This is a genomic window from Acinetobacter bereziniae LMG 1003 = CIP 70.12, assembly GCF_000368925.1.
Classification (GTDB): domain Bacteria; phylum Pseudomonadota; class Gammaproteobacteria; order Pseudomonadales; family Moraxellaceae; genus Acinetobacter; species Acinetobacter bereziniae.
Map to the genome: position 1 here is coordinate 1,929,880 of NZ_KB849756.1, position 18,851 is coordinate 1,948,730.

An 18,851-nucleotide genomic window follows, 5' to 3' on the forward strand; every position below is an offset into this window, starting at 1 on the left:
CCTACCTAAAATATGAGTAGTGGAATTATTGTGGATCTGCTTGAGTTGTCTTCAAAAGCGTTTGCAAATTAGCAGCTTTTGGTTTCACTAACCAGAATTTACGGCTATAGAAATCAAACTCGTTGCGGATCTTGTACGCCCAAGCACTACCTGTTTCAGCAATATGTTCATCTAAGATGCGAAGTAAGAATTCTTGATGTTCTTCCATCGCTTCTGTAGAAATACGGTTTAACTCAATTAATTCGTGGTTGTAGTAATCGACGAAGTCATTGTCCAAGTCAAGTACATAAGCAAAACCACCAGTCATACCTGCGCCAAAGTTGTGACCAACTTTGCCGAGCACAGTCACGATACCGCCAGTCATATATTCACAGCAATGGTCGCCAGCGCCTTCAATAACAGCAAATGCGCCAGAGTTACGTACAGCGAAACGCTCACCTGCTGTACCTGCTGCAAATAATTTACCGCCTGTCGCACCATACAAACATGTATTACCAATAATCGCTGTTTCTTGGGTTTGGAATGGTGAACCTTTTGGTGGGAAGATCGAAACTCGACCACCTGCCATACCTTTACCAACATAATCGTTTGCATCACCTTCAAGGCTAATATGCAAACCACCCGCATTCCAAACACCCAATGATTGTCCTGCTGTACCGGTTAAATTCACTTTAACTGGGTGTGCTTCCATACCCAAGTTGCCATAACGTTTTGCGATTTCACCAGACAAACGCGCACCAATCGAACGGTCACAGTTACCCACAGTGAAATGGAACGCACCACCAGTACTTGCTTCAATTGCAGGTAACATTTCAGCCACCATTTTCTCAGCAAGGATACCTTTATCAAACGGCTCGTTGCCTTGCACTTGGCAATATTGTGCTTTCCCTTCCGCAGATGGATGCGATTCTAACAATGCACTCAGGTCTAAGTGCGCATGTTTTTCTGTTTCACCTGGCAACATTTCCAACAGATCAGTACGACCAATCAAGTCTTTTAATGATGCTACACCGAGTGCTGCCAACCATTCACGAGTTTCTTCCGCAATAAAGTGGAAGAAATTAATCAGCATTTCTGGCTCGCCAATATAATGCTCTTGACGTAAATGATCTTGTTGCGTTGCAACACCTGTTGCACAGTTGTTCAAATGACAAATACGCAGGTATTTACAACCTAAAGCGATCATTGGTGTTGAACCGAAACCGAAGCTTTCCGCACCTAAAATTGCTGCTTTTACAACATCTAGACCCGTTTTCAAACCGCCATCTGTTTGTACACGAACTTTGCCACGTAAATCATTGACACGAAGTGCTTGATGCGCTTCAGAAAGACCCAATTCCCATGGTGAACCTGCATGATGAATTGAAGATAATGGCGAAGCAGCTGTACCACCGTCATAGCCCGAAATAGTAATGAAGTCAGCGTATGCCTTAGCCACACCAGCAGCAATCGTACCTACGCCAGGCTCTGAAACCAGTTTCACCGAAACCATCGCTTGAGGGTTGACTTGTTTTAAGTCAAAAATCAATTGTGATAAATCTTCGATTGAATAAATATCATGATGTGGTGGTGGAGAAATCAAGGTCACACCAGGCACTGAGTAACGTAAACGGGCAATTAGACCATTCACTTTACCGCCAGGTAACTGACCACCTTCGCCCGGTTTCGCACCTTGGGCTACTTTAATCTGTAAAACTTCAGCCGATGTTAAATATGCAGGTGTTACACCAAAACGACCAGAAGCAATCTGCTTAATTTTAGAGTTACGGATCGTGCCATAACGTGCAGGATCTTCACCGCCCTCACCAGAGTTTGAACGACCGCCAATAGTGTTCATTGCAATTGCAATCGCTTCATGCGCTTCAGGCGATAAAGCACCTAAAGACATACCTGCTGAGTCAAATCGCGGTAAAATTTCTTCAACCGATTCAACAGCTTCTAATGGAATAGAATGCTCAGTTTTCAGTTTTAATAAGTCGCGAATTGTAGCAATTGGACGTGTATTCACTAACTCAGCATATTCTTTAAAGTCAGCATAGTTTCCAGAACGTACTGCTTTATGCAAAGCATTGATTACGTCTGGATTGAATGCGTGATATTCCTTATCAAATACAAATTTGAGTAAGCCACCTTGGTCAATCGGTTTACGAGATTTCCAAGCTGTTTCCGCTAATTTTTTCTGATCATTTTCAAGATCAGTGAATGTTGCACCTTTAATACGGCTTGGTACACCCGTGAAACACTTATTCACGACTTCATCAGACAAACCAACGGCTTCAAACAGCTGACCACCACGGTAAGATGCAACTGTAGAAATTCCCATCTTAGACAAAACTTTGAGTAAGCCTTTCTCAATGCCTTTACGGAAATTTGCCTGTGCATGGATTGGATCGCCCAATAACTCACCTTTTGCAATCAAGTCATTGATTACATCATATGCAAGATATGGGTAGATCGCCGTAGCACCAAAACCAAGAATAACTGCAAATTGATGTGGATCGCGTGCTAAAGCAGTTTCAACAATAATGTTGGCATCGGTACGCAAACCTGCATTAATCAGGAAATGATGGATTGCACCTGTTACCATAGCAGAATTGGCAGGCAGATAACCCTGACGGATTTTCTTGTCTGAAATTACCAATAAAGTTTTGCCATCACGAATCGCCTGTGCAGATTCTTCACAGATTCTGCTGATCGCAGCTTCAAGACCTTCCGTTTCAGGATAGTTCAAATCAATATCTGCAATTTCATAACCTTTACGACCCAAGGTACGAATCTGATGCATTTTAGAGTTTGACAAGACAGGGCTTGAAATAATCAAGCGATCTGCATGTTCAGGACCTTGTTCAAATACATTTTGCTCACGCCCCATACATGTTTCTAACGACATCACGATAGATTCACGCAGTGGGTCAATAGGTGGATTGGTGACTTGGGCAAATTGCTGACGGAAGTAATCCGTGACATGGCGAATCTGACGTGACAACACAGCCATAGGAGTGTCATCTCCCATAGAACCCACAGCTTCCTGACCGCTTTCCGCAATTGGACGTAATAGTTGGTCACGCTCTTCAAAGGTCACCATAAACATTTTTTGCGCTGCTTTTAGGTCATCGCCTTTTAAGCCTTGATCGCATAAATATTCTTCAAGTTCTGGGCTACCTTGCACACGAACTGAGTTTTCACGCAACCATTCACGATATGGACGCATTTTTTTCAGATGATTACTGACGTCTTTAGTATCCAGCATTTTGCCTGTGAATGTATCAATCACAAGAATTTGCCCCGGACCTACACGACCTTTCGATACCACATCTTCAGGTTCATAGCCCCATACACCAATTTCTGATGCCAATGTAATATAGCCATTTTTAGTGATCACCCAACGCGCAGGACGTAAGCCATTACGGTCAAGCATACAAATCGCATGGCGACCATCTTGAATCACTAGACCTGCAGGACCATCCCATGCTTCCATATGCTTTGAGTTGAACTCATAAAATGCACGTAGATCTGCATCTAAAGTTTCAACGTTTTGCCAAGCAGGTGGTACCAACATGCGCAATGCACGGAATAAGTCCATACCACCGCCAACAAGAAGCTCAAGCATGTTGTCCATACTTGACGAATCTGAGCCTGTCCGATTTACAATCGGATTAAGCTCTGTGATCCCTGGCAATAAAGGGTTTTCGAACTTTGGTGTACGTGCTACAGCCCAGTTACGGTTTGCTGTAATGGTATTGATTTCACCATTATGTGCCAAATAACGGAAAGGCTGTGCCAATGGCCAACGAGGCAAAGTATTGGTAGAGAAACGTTGATGGAAAACAACGATATGTGAATCCAAACGTTCATCAGCAAGATCTTTGTAGAATTCTGCAATATATGCAGGCATCATCAAACCTTTATAGCTGATTACAGTAGAGCACAATGTAGTGACATAGAAATACGGGTCAGCAGTCAGCTGTTGTTCAGCACGACGACGTGCCATAAGTAACTTACGGTTAAACTCAACCTCAGTTACGCCCATTGGGCAGTTGACAAAAATTTGTTCGAACGCAGGCAAAGACTGCATTGCAATTGAACCCAATGCATCATTATTGGTGGGAATAACACGCCAGCCAATCACACGACAACCTTCATCCTCAATTTCTTTAGTGAGAATCTTTTTCGCATGCGCTGCAAGAGCAGGATCTAAGTTTAAGAATACTGTACCGACTGCAAATACTTCACTCAGTGTAATGTCACTAATTTTCTTTGCTTCTTCACGAAAAAATGCTTTCGGCATAGCCAAGAGTAAACCACAACCATCACCGGTCTTACCATCTGCGGCAATACCACCTCGGTGTGTCATACAACTTAGACTATGAATCGCGGTCTTGACTAAATCATGACTCGCATCACCCTGCATATGGGCAATCAAGCCGAAACCACAGTTATCTTTAAACTCATCCGGTTGGTATAAACCTTGAGCGGGAGCTACAGTATTAGGCGATGGCATGTGCATAGCGTACCCTTCTTTCTACATAGGCCCATGAGGGCGAAAAACATTCAAACACTCAATTACGATTTTTAAGTATTTTCGTATACCAAGTAAACACTTAGTCTAAATCGAATACCAGTCCGTTTTTTACTTTAATTGCAAAATTGTTTTACAGCTTTCGCACTGAAATAAAGCACCAATCATGACTTAAAATCGCACACCAACTAAATCATTTCGCTCCAAAATAGGGACAATCAACTCAATTAGCGCAACAATAAAGCAAAAAATATGCCAGTTTTTATTTTTGTTCACCAAATCGCTAAAATACAGTGAAATAAAGATATTGATTAAAATTAGCTGTTTCTTTTAAATACATTTTTAGCACCATTTTTGTGCAAATCATAAATCTCACGATCTATTTTGCTTCATTTTAGCGCTCATTTAATTAAATGGATCACTCACTTCATGCTCTACAGGTTTCTTTTCAGTTGCAACGCCACTCGATTCTTTTGTCCCAGAGGATGTTTGAGTGGTTGAATTTGATTTTTGCACATCAACAACCTTGCCCGAGGCATCACGACGAGTAATTGTCGTCTTGGTGGTTTCATTGTTTGCACCAGAAGAATTGGTCAATGATGATAAAGCTGATTTGGCTTGAGCCAATACAGTTTCATCGACCACTGGCAACGGGGCTGACTTCAATTTAACTTCATAAAGTTTATTGGCGCTTGCCATTTCATCTGCGCCTAAATCATTCACCAAAGCGCTATACTTCTCAAATTGAATTGATTGAGGATGTATCGATGCAGGCAATTTGAGGTTTAACTGTTGTAATTGCGCTTTCGCCTGATCATCCGTTTTAAATAATCCATAAGCTAAAACATACTGTTCTGTTTGATTTTCGCCACTTAAACGGAAATAGATAAAATTTTTACGATCGGCTTGTTTTTGTAAAAAACTTTGAATGACATCTTCATTTGAAGCTTTGAACAATTCGATTGTCCATGCCTTTTTATTCTCTTGAAAAAACTTTGTTCCACGAAATTCAGCATCGTGATTACCTGCAGTCACCACACGAGTGGTCATTTCAAGTGGACGCACCTCATCCATTAAAGCGCCCAAATGTGCAGTAGCCGCCACTTTTTCTGGTTGAATCTGGACTTGGGTCTCTTCAATCGGATTTTCTACAGTGACCAATTCTTTAGTATCTGTGACTGCCCAAAAAATCACGGCAATCACCAGACACAGCAATCCACCAACCAACCAAATATATTGTCGAATATTTTGCCAATTTGTACGAATTGCTGCCATTTGAACACGAACCTTTTTCTATATTTGATTTGCTAAAATCGCTTGTTTCATCAACTCAACGTCAAAATCATTGGTAATGACAGCTTGCCCGAGTTGTTTCATCAATATTAAACGAAGTTGACCATTTAATACTTTCTTATCATGCGACATATAAGCCAAAAATTCATCTAATGGAATTTGTGGACATGCTACAGGTAATTGCGCACGTTGTATGATTTTTTTTGTACGCACTAAATCATTAAATGAAATCCAGCCCATACGATGAGATAAATCAGCAGCCATCACCATGCCCGTTGCAACCGCTTCTCCATGCAACCACACCCCATAACCGAGATAAGACTCAATGGCATGACCAAAAGTATGCCCTAAATTTAACAGCGCACGCTCACCTTGTTCTTTTTCATCATTGGCCACAATGCGAGCTTTATGTGCACAAGAACGATAGACGGCTTCTGCCAATAACTCGGGATCTTGAGCAACTAAACCATCCATATGTGCTTCTAGCCAAGTGAGAAATTCCACATCTCCCAACAGCGCATACTTAATGACTTCAGCCAAACCTGCTGAAAGTTCCCGTGCAGGTAGGGTTTTCAATTGTGCCATATCAGCCAGAACCACTTGAGGCTGCTGAAATGCACCAATCATATTTTTACCGAGTGGGTGGTTAATTCCTGTTTTTCCACCGACACTTGAATCCACTTGGGACAACAGTGTGGTTGGCACTTGAATAAAATAAACACCGCGTTGAAAACAGGCTGAGGCAAAACCAGCCATATCCCCAATCACACCGCCACCCAAAGCCAAAACCGTACAATCACGGTTAAAACCAGCCTCAAGTAAAGCATCAAAAATCAAGTTGAGATGTTCAATATTCTTGTATTTTTCACCATCTGGTAGGACACATGTTGCAACTTGCTTACCCAATTGTTGAATCGCTTCAACATAATGCGATAAATATAAAGGCTGAACAGTACTATTGGTCACTACCATCACTTGACGACCTTTAATATAAGGTTCAAGTAACTCTTGAGGATTTAAATGACTTCCAATAAAAATTGGATAGCGACGTTCACCCAGTTCAACATGTAAAGTTTGCATGATCCTGCCAAATAACAATGAATAAGAATTTACCGATTAAACAATTTCTTTTGAAACAATCAACTGCAATATTTTCAGCGCCAAGTCTCGTGCAGCCCCCTGATTGGTTTCAATAATATAATGTGCAACATCTCGATACAATGGATCACGAATTTTAAGCAGATCTCTTAATTTTTTTTCAGGATTTTCCACTTGCAACAAGGGACGATTTTTATCTCGATGTGTACGCAATAATTGAATTTCTACAGGTGTATATAAATAAATCACAATACCCCGATGCTTGAGATATTCACGATTCATGGCTTGCGTTACAGCCCCGCCTCCTGTCGCAACAACTAAATTCTTTTTGGAGGTTAAATCATCAATGACGATGGTTTCTCTAGTACGGAAACCTTGTTCACCCTCTTTTTCAAAAATCCAAGGAATGGATGCACCTGTTTTTCTTTCTATTTCATGATCGCTATCTAAAAAATCACGACCTAACAGTTCCGCAAGATGCCGACCGACTGTTGTTTTTCCCGCTCCCATGGGCCCTACCAAATAAATATTTGGCAGGGTTTCAAACTCTTTGCTTGGCAAGGAGTCACCTATCGAATTGCTTTCATTGAAACTATATTAATGATTTCTCGTACGACTGTCATTAACAATTCTTGGTGTCACAAAGATTAGCAGTTCACGTTTGTTCTCTGTTTTGGCATCTTTTCGGAATAAACGCCCTAAATAAGGAATATCTCCTAAGAATGGCACTTTAGTTTGGCTCGTGGTATTTTCTTGCTCAAAAATCCCACCCAAAACTACAGTTTCACCATTATCCACCAAGACATTGGTATTGATTTCATTCTTATTCAGAATGACCTCACCATTCGGGGCAATACCACCTCGAGAATCACTGGTAATATTAAGCTGCATTTGTACTTTACCATCAGGGGTAATACTTGGCGTCACGTCCAGACTTAATAACGCATCTTTAAATGATGTGGTTGCTGTTGCTGTACCACCAGCTGTTGATACTGTTTGATAAGGAATTTGTTGACCAGATGCGACTTTAGCCTTCTGTTTATCCGCCGTCATGACTTTTGGTGTTGAAATCACCTCACCATACCCATCAGATTGCAAAGCAGATAACTCCAAGTCCAACATAAAATCAGACAAACTGATTAAACCAAAAGCAATTTTACTTGCTCCAGCTGTTGTAACCCCAAGGTCTACATTCAGGTTATCAGGTCGTGTAATGGTATATTTTCCTTCATCATCAGGTGTTTTTAAATCCCAAAGCGTTTGGTCGCTCCCCCCCACCAAAAGGTCATTATTTTTGGTGATGCCTTGAGATAAAATACCCCATTTCACCCCCATCTCTTTGGTGAAATCCGTTGTAGCACGTACAATTCGTGCTTCAACCATTACTTGTTTTACTGAAACATCAAGGAGATCAACCATTTTACGAACTTTATCAATATTATTCGCAGTATCATTAATAATAAGTGTATTTGTTCGTATATCAGCTACTGCACTGCCTCTTGAACTCAATAAACTTTCCAAGGCCAAAGAATCTGTATTGCTTGTCCCATTCGCTTGAGCACCTTTAGGATTTCGAGAGTCCTCTAATAATTTCAAGACATCAGCAACTTTTGCATAATTTAGATTTATATATTCTGTTTGAATAGGTGCTAATTTTACACTTTGCGCTAATGCTTTTGCTTCATCCTCTTCCGCTTTAATTAACTCAGTTACAGGCGCAATCCAAATCACACTCCCATTACGGCGTTTATCCAAATTCTTTGTTTTTAGGATAATGTCTAAAGCTTGATCCCAAGGCACATCTTTCAGACGCAAGGTAATATTGCCTTGTACCGAATCAGCAGCCACCATATTGATTCCGGTAAAGTCAGCCAACAACTGTAATACTCGACGGACTTCAATATCTTGGAAATCTAAAGAAATTTTCTTACCTGTATAAGATTGGCTTGCACTTGGGCGAGCCACCTTATTTTCTGCAGGTCGTTTCAAGCTGACAGTTAATTTATTTTCAGCTTGGAAAGCCATATATTCATAGCTACCCGATGATTGAATGGTGATGACACCATTGGAACCCTCGTTATAAGCGTCTACGCTAGAAACTGGTGTTGCAAAATCATTGACATTTAAACGACGCAATAAATGTGTAGGAATTTTATTTCCCAATGTTCGAATAACGACCTTACTGCCTTGCTGCTGAACATCCACTGGGGTATTTGCACCCGAAAGGCTCACAATTACTTGCCCTTCGCCAGCATTTCCACGTTGGAAGCCAATATCAGCAATCCCTTGATTTTGCTTATTGACCGTCGGAGATACATAACTCGGTAAGCTCGGTGCTTGATTGGCATTATTAATTTTTAAAATAAAAGTATTACCTTCTACACGTGTTGTAAAAGCGCCACTATTTTTTAAATTTACTGTTAACCGAGAACGTTGATCATCTGCAGCGACATCGACTGTGGAAGCTTCCTCACTCGCTACGGGAATAGATGCTTGGCTAATATTTTGTTTAGCATTGTCAAAGTCCAATACTAAACGAGATGGATTATCCAATTGATAGGCTTGTGGCTGCGGAGGAAGACCATTAAACATGACACGAATTTCTGTACCCTGCCCCGGTATTTTCATCGGAACAATGTTGGTCATCGTGGTTTGTGCTGCTGCAACTTGTGTAATTGCAATTGCGACCGTCGCCATAGTAAATTGACGAAGTTGACTATTCATAAACTTACCATCCCCAATCAAGATATTTTTCAAACTCTTTTTCATTTTTATTCCTTTATTCCGTTTTAATCCACTGGACCAATTAGAACTAGACTGCGTGGTCTTTCGATATAACCGTCTCGACCATCTGGAACAATTTCCAATAAATCAATACGGGTCGGTGTAATTTCAATAATTCGACCCTGATTCATCCCCATGTAATTGCCCAGTTGAACACGTTCAATTTCACCATCTGGTGTTTGGATTAATCCTACCGTTTGTCCTGCATTGCCCTTCATACTTCCTTTCAGTGTCAACGACTCTAAAGGATAACTTTCAAGTGGCTGCGGTTGTCTAGAGAAATTCGGATACACTCGTTTTCCTGACATCACCTTTAATTCATTTGCCAACGAACTTGGTAAGAATGGACTACGCAATTGTTGTGCAGAATAATTAAAACTTGGCACAGGATTAAATACAGGTGCTGGTTCAATCGGCAAAGGTGTTTGACTACGAATATTTGCCATTTCCTGATTGACGGCATCAATCCTAGAGTCACAACCAACCAACAACAAAGTGAATGAGATTCCACAGATTATTTTATTGTGTTTTTTCATTGTGGTGTCCCTCCTTGCTGTGGTGTCGATGGTGCAGCTGGATTTGTCTGATTCACAGTTTTTTGAGCTTTCTGTTCATCAGCACCAATATAGCGATAGGTTTTTGCCTTAATGGTATAGTCAATCACAGGAACATCAGATTTTTTATCCTGACTGGCAGTTCCTGTAATGGTGAAATCATGCAAAGTAACAATACGTGGTAAAGCAGCGACGCTACTGACGAAAGTACCAAATGAGTGATAATCCCCTGTCGCATCAATGGAAATAGGTTGTTCAATAAAGAACTCTTGCTTCACTTCAGGTTCAAGTCTGATATTTTTAAATTTTAGCCCTGAACTCACCCCAGTCACGTTAATATCTTCAACCAAACTCGGAATTTCAGTTTCTTTTGGCAACTGTTCCAATTGTTGATTGAAATTGGCTTCCATTTGTTGTAACTGGGCTTGATATTGTTGCAAATTTCGTAACTTAGAGTCTTTTTCTTTAAATTCATTCAGTAGATTCTGTTCAACTGTGCGTGCCTGATCAATTGCATCCAGCTTCGGTCTCACCGCAAGAAAATAGCCAATTGCACAAACCACAAAGAACAAAAATATCCAACAAGTAATTTTTACCGATAGCGGCCAACTACCATAGTTGTTCATATCCAAAGTATTGAACTGTTGAAAAAATTTCTCAACTGTCATTTTATTCTTTTTTGGAGCATCGTTTACTGATGAATCTAATTGCTCAAAATCTTCACGACTCATTTCGCACCCCCAGCAGCTGGAACTTGTTCAGCCTTTGTTGCACTATCATCTGCTACAGAAGCGATTTCCCCTAAATCTACAGTGACCACAAAGCTTCCATAAGACTCTTCTACTCGAGGAATCACGGATGTTTGTGCTTGATTTTTATTTTCTTCTGCGGCTAGGAATGAATTCATAAAGGCATTTCTATACCACTCAGAAGCTTCCAAACCACGCAATAATTCAGCAACGGTATTCGGACTTTCAGCTTTACCTTCGATGGTAAATTTATCCCCAACACGACTGAATTTCGTGATGTACATTTGTGCTGGAACGACACGAACCAATTCATCAACCAAGCGAACAATCACAGGACGTTGTCCTTGTAAACCTTGAATCAACTTCATTCGCTCAATAATGGCATTACGACGCTCTTGCAATCCATCTAAAGTTTTTAATTGCATATCTAAGTTTTGATTGGTACTGGTTACCAACTGATTGGCCTGCTCTTGATCTTCAAGCTTATGATCAAAATAAAACCATGCCAATAACACAGTTGCCAATCCAATCAATGCAACACCCACACAGATTGCCACAAATTGTTTCTTTTTCTGTTCTCTTAGCTCGTCACGCCAAGGGAGTAAGTTAATCTTTGCCATTAATCAAAACTCCTCAACGCTAAGCCACATGCAACCATAAGTGATGGTGCATCATTTTCTATTTTTCTTAAGTCAATTTGCGGTGAAAAACCCATTTGTAAAAATGGATTTGCAACAGTGACTCGATAGCCTAATTTTTGTTGTAATAATTTTGCCAAACCTGGGATATTTGCATTTCCACCTGCCAGCAAAATATGATCAATCTCATTAAATTGTGAGGAGGAGAAGAAGAATTGCAATGAACGCGCTGCTTGCTGAACCACCGCTTCTAAAAACGGCATTAACACTTCAGTTTCAAAATCATCGGGTAAGGTGCGGTCTTTCTTGGCACGACCTGCTTCCTCATAAGATAAACCATAACGATTTTGCACATCTTGTGTCAGTTGTTTGCCCCCAAACACCTGCTCACGCGTGTAAATAATCTTACCTTTTTGCATCACAGACAATGTGGTCATGGTGTGACCAATATCTAAGATCCCAACAAGATTCACCCCGATGGGTAAAGTATCTGAAAAGACATCGAATGCACGTTCTATGGCATAGCTTTCTACATCTGCAATTTTAGGAGATAAGCCTGCAATTTCCAGAACTTCAACACGAGACTCAATATTTTCAGCACGTGTCGCCACCAAAAGTACATTCACTCGATTCGGATTGGCTAACTTATCATTCAATACTTCAAAATCTAAGCTCACTTCATCCAAAGGAAAAGGAATATATTGTTCAGCATCCATTCGAATCTGAACTTCTCTTTCCTCATCGGACATATCTGCATCCATTTCTATGATTTTATGAATCACCATAGAAGTAGGTACAGCAACAGCCACATTTTGCGATTGAGGGTTAGCAAGATTGACTGCTCGCTCTAATGCATCTGCAACTGCTTCTGGATTGAGAATGTTTTTTTCAACCACACTCCCATCAATCAGCGGACTTAATCCATAACTTTCAACCCAGTAACGACCGTTCTTAACAGAGAGCTCTAAAATTTTTACAGTAGTAGAACTAATATCTACTCCTACCAACCCCTTATTTTGCTTACGATATAGTCTAAGCACGATACATTTCCTATTATTTTTTTATCCCCAACAAATAACACAAACTAGCTGTATTTGGTCTTAATTTTTTACAGATACAATATCCCATCTAACAATCCATCACATGAGAAGCTATACTGACCACAATTAGTTTGCCATTAGCTATTATTAAAACTTACTTGTTATGAAAAAGCTATCTTGTTCAGGTCATATTCATCCCTTTTTTTTGCTGATTATTATTATCTTAGTCGCAATTCCGATGGGCTTTTATGGAATGTACCTATATATTGCCCCATCTCTGCCAGAAATGAGCTCTTTAAAAAAAGCGCCATTATTAAAACCTTTACAAGTTTACTCGGCAGATAATCAATTAATTGCTGAATATGGTGGCAAGCTTTCTGTGCCTGTGGAATACGATCAGATTCCGCCGCATTTCATTCATGCTTTCCTTGCTGCTGAAGATTCATCTTTCTTTGAACATAGCGGAATCAGCTTTAAGGGCTTAGGTCGTGCATTGAGTGAAAGTGTGACTGGATCAAATGTACAGACAGGTGGTTCGACCATCACCATGCAGGTTGCCAAGAACTATTATCTATCACCTGAACGTACTTTGAAGCGTAAATTGACTGAAGTATTTTTAGCCCGAAAAATAGAACAAAACTTATCCAAAGAAGAAATCTTATCTTTATATGTCAATAAAATTTTCTTAGGTAAAAATGCCTATGGTATTGCTGCTGCAGCAAAAATTTACTATGACAGAAGCTTAGATCAGCTCAGTATTGCACAAATGGCGATGATTGCTGGTTTGCCTAAAGCGCCTTCTAAATATAATCCTGTTGTAAACCCTGAACGTGCACTTGAGCGTCGTAACTGGATTTTGGGACGTATGCTTCAGCTAGGCTATTTGAAACAGGCTGAATATGAAAAAGCGGTTGCTGAACCGATAAACTTAAGCATGCCAGATCGCGGTTTAAGCAATAAATTTCCTTATGTCGGTGAAATGGTTCGCGCTGAATTGGTAGAAAAGTTTGGTGAACAAGCGATTGACTCAGGTTATAAAGTTTATACAACTGTCAATAGCCAGCGTCAGCAATATGCTGAAGATGCTGTACAAAAAGGTTTAGAAGATTACGACCGCCGTCATGGTTGGCGTGGTGCTGAGGCACATGACAAGCCACTCAAAGATTTTATTCCTTATGCCAATACATACCCTGCCGAAGTGATTAAAGTGGGCAGCAATACCTTTGAAGCCAAAATGCAAGATGGTTCAACGGTAACCGTCCCTTGGTCAGGAATGTCTTGGGCAAGAAAATACATCAATGCCAACGCTGTGGGTGGTGCACCCAGTCGTGCCTCACAAATTGTTTCAGTGAAAGATATCATCCGTTTACGTCCCAATGACAATAAAACGGCTTGGTCATTGGTGCAAACCCCGAAAGTCCAAGGTCAACTTATTGCCATCAATCCAAATGATGGTTCGATTGAAGCAGTGGTCGGGGGGTACAACTTCTATCAATCGAAATTTAACCGTGCATTACAAGGTTGGCGCCAACCAGGCTCCACCATTAAACCCTTTGTTTACGCACTTGCCCTTGAACGTGGTATGACACCTTATACTATGGTCAATGACAGCCCAATTACGATTGGTCGTTGGTCACCAAGAAACTCCGATGGTCGTTATTTGGGCATGATCCCATTACGTCGTGCCTTATATTTGTCTCGTAATACAGTATCTGTACGCTTACTACAAAGTGTTGGTGTTGAACGTGCACGACAATTACTGATGGACTTTGGTTTACAAGAAGATCAAATTCCGCGAAACTTCACCATTGCCTTAGGTACACCACAAGTACTTCCTGTACAAATGGCAACAGGCTATGCAGCTATTGCCAATGGGGGATATCGCATTCAACCGCATTTTATCAGTCGTATTGAAGACGCTTTTGGTAAAACCATCTATGAAGCAAGTCCTGAATATGCGTGTATTCCATGTATTAACCAAAAAAATCAGACAGTTGATGCCGAAGTCACCCCAGATGATGAAGTGATTGAAGGTGCCAATATCAGTGTTGATGATGCAGCAACACCTTTAAGTAAAGAAGAGCAAAGTAAATATCGTCAAGCCCAACGTATTTTAAAATCACAGTCAGCCTTCGACATGGCAAATATTCTTCGTGATGTAATTGTACATGGTACAGGTCGTGCTGCACTTAAAATTGGTCGTGATGATATTGGTGGTAAAACAGGAACAACGAATGATGCTAAAGACGCTTGGTTTGCAGGCTTCAATGGTAAATTGGTTGCCATTGCTTGGGTAGGCTTTGACCAACCATCTACATTAGGTCGACGCGAATTTGGTGGTATTGCTGCACTTCCAGTTTGGACCAGCTTTATGGATAAAGCTTTAAAAGGCACGCCATCGGCTTGGGTACACTTTGATAAAGATGCTAAAGCACCAATTTCGCGTGAACAACGTCATCAAACTCAAATTGATGACCAAACTCAAAACGAAAGCTATGGTTCATCTCCACCTTTAGCCCGTCCAATCTTTAGACCAGCTCCAGTTGCTCCAACACGTAACGCGTCCAATGATTTTGATGATTTACCTGATGAGGGTAATGATCAGCCGTTAAAGCCGAATAAAGCAACACCGCCTGCGATGAATCAAGGTGCTGCAAAACGGGAACAAGACTCGCTTGAAAATTTGATTAACGAAGTTCAATAGTCAAATTTCATCATAAAAAATGCCATCAATAGATGGCATTTTTTATGTCTATTAATTGGCTATTTTTTCTGGAAAATATACATCTGAAATGCGGCTTTTAATTCAGTTTGCGCTTGTTGTTCTAAAACCATACGCTTTTCAGGTTTTGCTTTATATGCATAAGGTGTCATAGCAATCAGATTTTTTAATTGTGCTTGATTTAACTCAAAAGTCGTTTCCACAATCGGTTGCTCAATCAAATCAAAATGCGCTTGTAATTGCTCAACAAACTTATGCGGATCATGCATTTTTACTTCATCAAACAAACCTTCACGCATTGCATACAAATGCTCAGGTGCAGGCGTAACCACGATGAGATAAGCCTGAGGCTTAAGGACTCGCAGGATTTCCTCAATAGGGATTGGACTAAACAAACTGGTACATAGATCTATGGATTGATCTAAAACTGGTAATGTCGCCCCTGTTCCCACAATCCAAGTCACTTTTTTATTGAGCTTTGCAGCCACCTGAACTGCATTTTTCGCAATATCCACCCCAACACATTGCATCACCTCATGTTGCATTGCATCAGTATAGTAGCCTTCACCGCAACCGATATCCAACAGATTTTCAATACGTAAATCTCGAATTTTTTTTACGATTGCTTGTTGTAAAGGTGCATAAAATCCATCACTGAGAAAAGCCCGTCGCGCTTGTACAGATTCAACAGTATCCCCTGGATTTTTACTGTGTTTGTGTTGTACCACATGTAAATTGACATAACCTTGCTTTGCGACATCATAACTATGATGATTTACACAGCGCCAAGTTCGACCTGATAGGCTTAACCCCTCACGGCATACAGGGCACATCAATAAATTCATCGTATTCTCCACAAAATATAGTAAAAGCCAATAAAAAAGCCGGCAAATGCCGACTTCTTCAACTGACTTTGGCTTATCGTAATTTTAATGTCATTAGACCTAAAACTACCAGCATAATTGTAATAATCCAGAAACGGATCACCACTTGAGTCTCACGCCAGCCTTTCTTTTCATAATGATGATGTAAGGGTGCCATCAGAAAAACACGTTTATTACGCATACGTAGCGATCCAATTTGCAAAAACACGGAAATCGCTTCAACAACAAATACCCCACCCATGATCGCGAATACTATTTCTTGACGAACCATCACTGCGATTGTACCCAACATCGCGCCTAAGGATAATGCTCCCACATCGCCCATAAAGACTTGTGCAGGATGTGCGTTATACCATAAGAATGCTAAACCGGCACCAATCATCGCAGCACAGATAATCACCAATTCAGATGTATATTTCACATAAGGAATATGTAAATAATTGGCAAAGCGAACATCACCTGCCAAATATGCAAAAACACCTAAACCAGCCGCAACCAAGACAATTGGCATGATCGCCAAACCATCCAAGCCATCAGTTAAGTTCACCGCATTTGAACCGCCATTAATGACCAAATAGGTGAAAATAATAAACCCAATCCCCAATGGAATTGCAGACAATGGAATACTCAAATTCTTAAAGAATGGAATCAACAAATCCAACATATTGGCTGTATGTATAGGGTTATCCTGCTGAGTTGCAATTACATACAATGCAATACCCGCTCCCAGTGAACCGATAGATGTCCAAAAGAATTTTTTCTTGGCAGGCAAACCAGCATTGTCTTTATAACGAACTTTAATCCAGTCATCTGCCCAGCCTACCGCACCAAAGATCACCATAACCATTAAAACAATCCACACATAGGGATTGGATAAGTCTGCCCAAAGCAAAGTACTAATCCCAATGGAGAGTAGGATTAAAATCCCGCCCATGGTTGGTGTACCCATTTTCTTGGCATGATTTTCAGGTGCAAACGAACTGACTGCTTGACCATATTTGAGTGCTTGTAGTTTACGAATCATCACTGGACCCAAAGCCCAACCAATCGCAAGTGCAGTCAATACACTGAGCAATGCGCGTAACGATAAGTATCGAACAACTTGGAACGCATTTTCATAACCCGCCAAGTGTTGAAATAACCAAAACAGCATTAAACTTTCTCCATCAAATCAGCCATCAACGTTTCCATATGGGTATAACGAGAACCTTTAAATAAGAAACTCATGGACTGGGGTTGATGTGTTTTTATTAAACTTAATAATAAAGGCAAAGCTTGTTCTTGATTCAGAAAAGCTTGTAATTTTTTACCATATTGAGTGCTTCGAGCACCTTCTTGTGTTGCAGGAGCAAACTCGCCTACAGCGACAACAAAATCAATACCACTCACTGAAACGAGATCACGACCTAGCATGTAATGCTGTTGAGCCGCAGTATCTCCCAGCTCTCCAATATCTCCGATGACCATGACTTTAATTCCTTGCTGTTGTGCAAGCACCTCAGCTGCGGCACGCATGGACGTTGGATTGGCGTTGTAGGTATCATCAATCAATAAATGATTATTTTTTTGAATAAAGTTTAGACGCCCTTTAGCCCCTTGTGCTGACTCTAAACCAGCAACAATATCCTCTAAAGCGATACCGATTGCTAAGGCGAATGCTGTTGCAGCCTCTGCATTATGTACATTGTGTGCACCTGCAAAAGGCAAATTAACCAATTTGGAGCCTTGCGGTGTATTGATGGTAAATATTGCTGATTGTGCCAACAACTGGATATCTGTTGCAAAAACCTCACCACCATTCCCAAAACTCAAACAATGTTCTGTCTGTATAGCTTGGCGAATCGTATCAGTGAAATCATCAGCCGCAGGAATAATAGATGTTCCTGTTTGATCAATATGGCGATAAATTTCAGATTTAGCACGACAAATTCCATCACGACCACCAAACTCACCTAAATGTGCAGTGCCGATATTGAGAATGCCCGCCACCTGAGGTTGTACCAAGTTTGAGGTATAGTCAATTTCACCTTGATGGCTTGCACCCAGCTCCATGACTGCATATTGATGTTCTGAACGTAGTTCCAAGAGCATCATTGGCACACCAAGATCATTATTTAAATTACCACGAGTAATCAAAGTCGGAGCTAAACGTGTAAGGATACTACCCAACATTTCTTTGGTGGTGGTTTTACCACTACTGCCAGTCAGTGCAATCACTTTTAATTGAGGATGCTGAGCGCGACGATACGCACCTAAATGTCCCAATGCCAAACGGGTATCTTCAACAACCAACTGACAAATATTGGCTTCAACAGGATGACTGACAATCGCAATTTGGCAGCCATTTTCAGCCACTTGCACAACAAAATCGTGTGCATCAAAACGTTCACCTTTAAGTGCTAAAAACACATCACCCAATTCAGCATGGCGTGAATCAGTTAAAATACGTTTAATTTCACCTTGTGGTGCTTGATCTAAATACCAATATCCTTGAGTTGCTTCAGCAAGTTCTGTTGCTGACCATGGCTCTAAAGGTACAGTACTCGTCGTCGAGGTATGCATCGTTTATT

The 18,851-nt window shown here is 40.7% G+C and carries 13 protein-coding genes; 1 reads left to right on the forward strand and 12 read right to left on the reverse strand.

Annotation, left to right across the window (positions count from 1 at the left end):
• Positions 1-25: 25 nt before the first annotated feature.
• The 9 genes from gltB to F938_RS18970 all read right to left on the reverse strand — a co-directional run bounded on the left by gltB (position 26) and on the right by F938_RS18970 (position 12,675).
• Positions 26-4,501: a glutamate synthase large subunit gene (gene gltB / locus F938_RS18930; RefSeq protein ID WP_171067102.1), complete on the reverse strand. Its 4,476-nt coding sequence runs from the start codon at positions 4,499-4,501 to the stop codon at positions 26-28.
• A gap of 423 nt (positions 4,502-4,924) precedes the next feature.
• Positions 4,925-5,794, reverse strand: coding sequence for a hypothetical protein (locus tag F938_RS18935; RefSeq protein ID WP_005034336.1), 870 nt, complete (start codon positions 5,792-5,794; stop codon positions 4,925-4,927).
• Between the two features lie 18 nt (positions 5,795-5,812).
• On the reverse strand, positions 5,813-6,892 hold the full coding sequence (aroB, locus tag F938_RS18940; protein WP_005034338.1) for a 3-dehydroquinate synthase: 1,080 nt from the start codon (positions 6,890-6,892) through the stop codon (positions 5,813-5,815).
• 36 nt (positions 6,893-6,928) lie between these two features.
• On the reverse strand, positions 6,929-7,471 hold the full coding sequence (gene aroK, locus F938_RS24810; RefSeq protein ID WP_004825383.1) for a shikimate kinase AroK: 543 nt from the start codon (positions 7,469-7,471) through the stop codon (positions 6,929-6,931).
• Positions 7,472-7,507: 36 nt separating this feature from the next.
• Positions 7,508-9,679 (reverse strand): type IV pilus secretin PilQ, encoded by a 2,172-nt coding sequence (gene pilQ / locus F938_RS18950; protein WP_005034341.1) that lies wholly within the window; start codon positions 9,677-9,679, stop codon positions 7,508-7,510.
• A gap of 20 nt (positions 9,680-9,699) precedes the next feature.
• Positions 9,700-10,230: a pilus assembly protein PilP gene (locus tag F938_RS18955; RefSeq protein ID WP_005034344.1), complete on the reverse strand. Its 531-nt coding sequence runs from the start codon at positions 10,228-10,230 to the stop codon at positions 9,700-9,702.
• Positions 10,227-10,979: a type IV pilus inner membrane component PilO gene (locus F938_RS18960; protein ID WP_004825387.1), complete on the reverse strand. Its 753-nt coding sequence runs from the start codon at positions 10,977-10,979 to the stop codon at positions 10,227-10,229. The genes F938_RS18955 and F938_RS18960 overlap by 4 nt, the downstream gene beginning before the upstream one ends.
• Positions 10,976-11,617, reverse strand: coding sequence for a PilN domain-containing protein (locus F938_RS18965; protein WP_004825390.1), 642 nt, complete (start codon positions 11,615-11,617; stop codon positions 10,976-10,978). Before F938_RS18965 ends, F938_RS18960 begins: the two co-directional genes overlap by 4 nt.
• Positions 11,617-12,675: a pilus assembly protein PilM gene (locus F938_RS18970; protein ID WP_005034346.1), complete on the reverse strand. Its 1,059-nt coding sequence runs from the start codon at positions 12,673-12,675 to the stop codon at positions 11,617-11,619. The genes F938_RS18965 and F938_RS18970 overlap by 1 nt, the downstream gene beginning before the upstream one ends.
• A 163-nt stretch (positions 12,676-12,838) precedes the next feature.
• Between F938_RS18970 and ponA the strand changes: the two genes are divergently transcribed.
• Entirely contained in the window at positions 12,839-15,379 is a 2,541-nt protein-coding gene (gene ponA / locus F938_RS18975) for a penicillin-binding protein PBP1a (RefSeq protein ID WP_005034348.1), read from the forward strand.
• A 59-nt stretch (positions 15,380-15,438) separates the two neighbouring features.
• Here the strand turns inward: ponA and F938_RS18980 are convergent, their stop codons facing one another.
• The 3 genes from F938_RS18980 to F938_RS18990 all read right to left on the reverse strand — a co-directional run bounded on the left by F938_RS18980 (position 15,439) and on the right by F938_RS18990 (position 18,843).
• Positions 15,439-16,242, reverse strand: a complete 804-nt coding sequence (locus tag F938_RS18980) for a putative RNA methyltransferase (protein WP_005034349.1) — start codon at positions 16,240-16,242, stop codon at positions 15,439-15,441.
• A 73-nt stretch (positions 16,243-16,315) separates the two neighbouring features.
• The gene (mraY, locus tag F938_RS18985) at positions 16,316-17,434 is read right to left on the reverse strand and encodes a phospho-N-acetylmuramoyl-pentapeptide-transferase (protein WP_004825397.1); all 1,119 of its coding nucleotides are present in this window, start codon (positions 17,432-17,434) and stop codon (positions 16,316-16,318) included.
• A complete protein-coding gene (locus tag F938_RS18990) occupies positions 17,434-18,843 on the reverse strand; it encodes a UDP-N-acetylmuramoyl-tripeptide--D-alanyl-D-alanine ligase (protein ID WP_005034353.1) in 1,410 nt (469 codons plus the stop codon). Before F938_RS18990 ends, mraY begins: the two co-directional genes overlap by 1 nt.
• Positions 18,844-18,851: the final 8 nt, after the last annotated feature.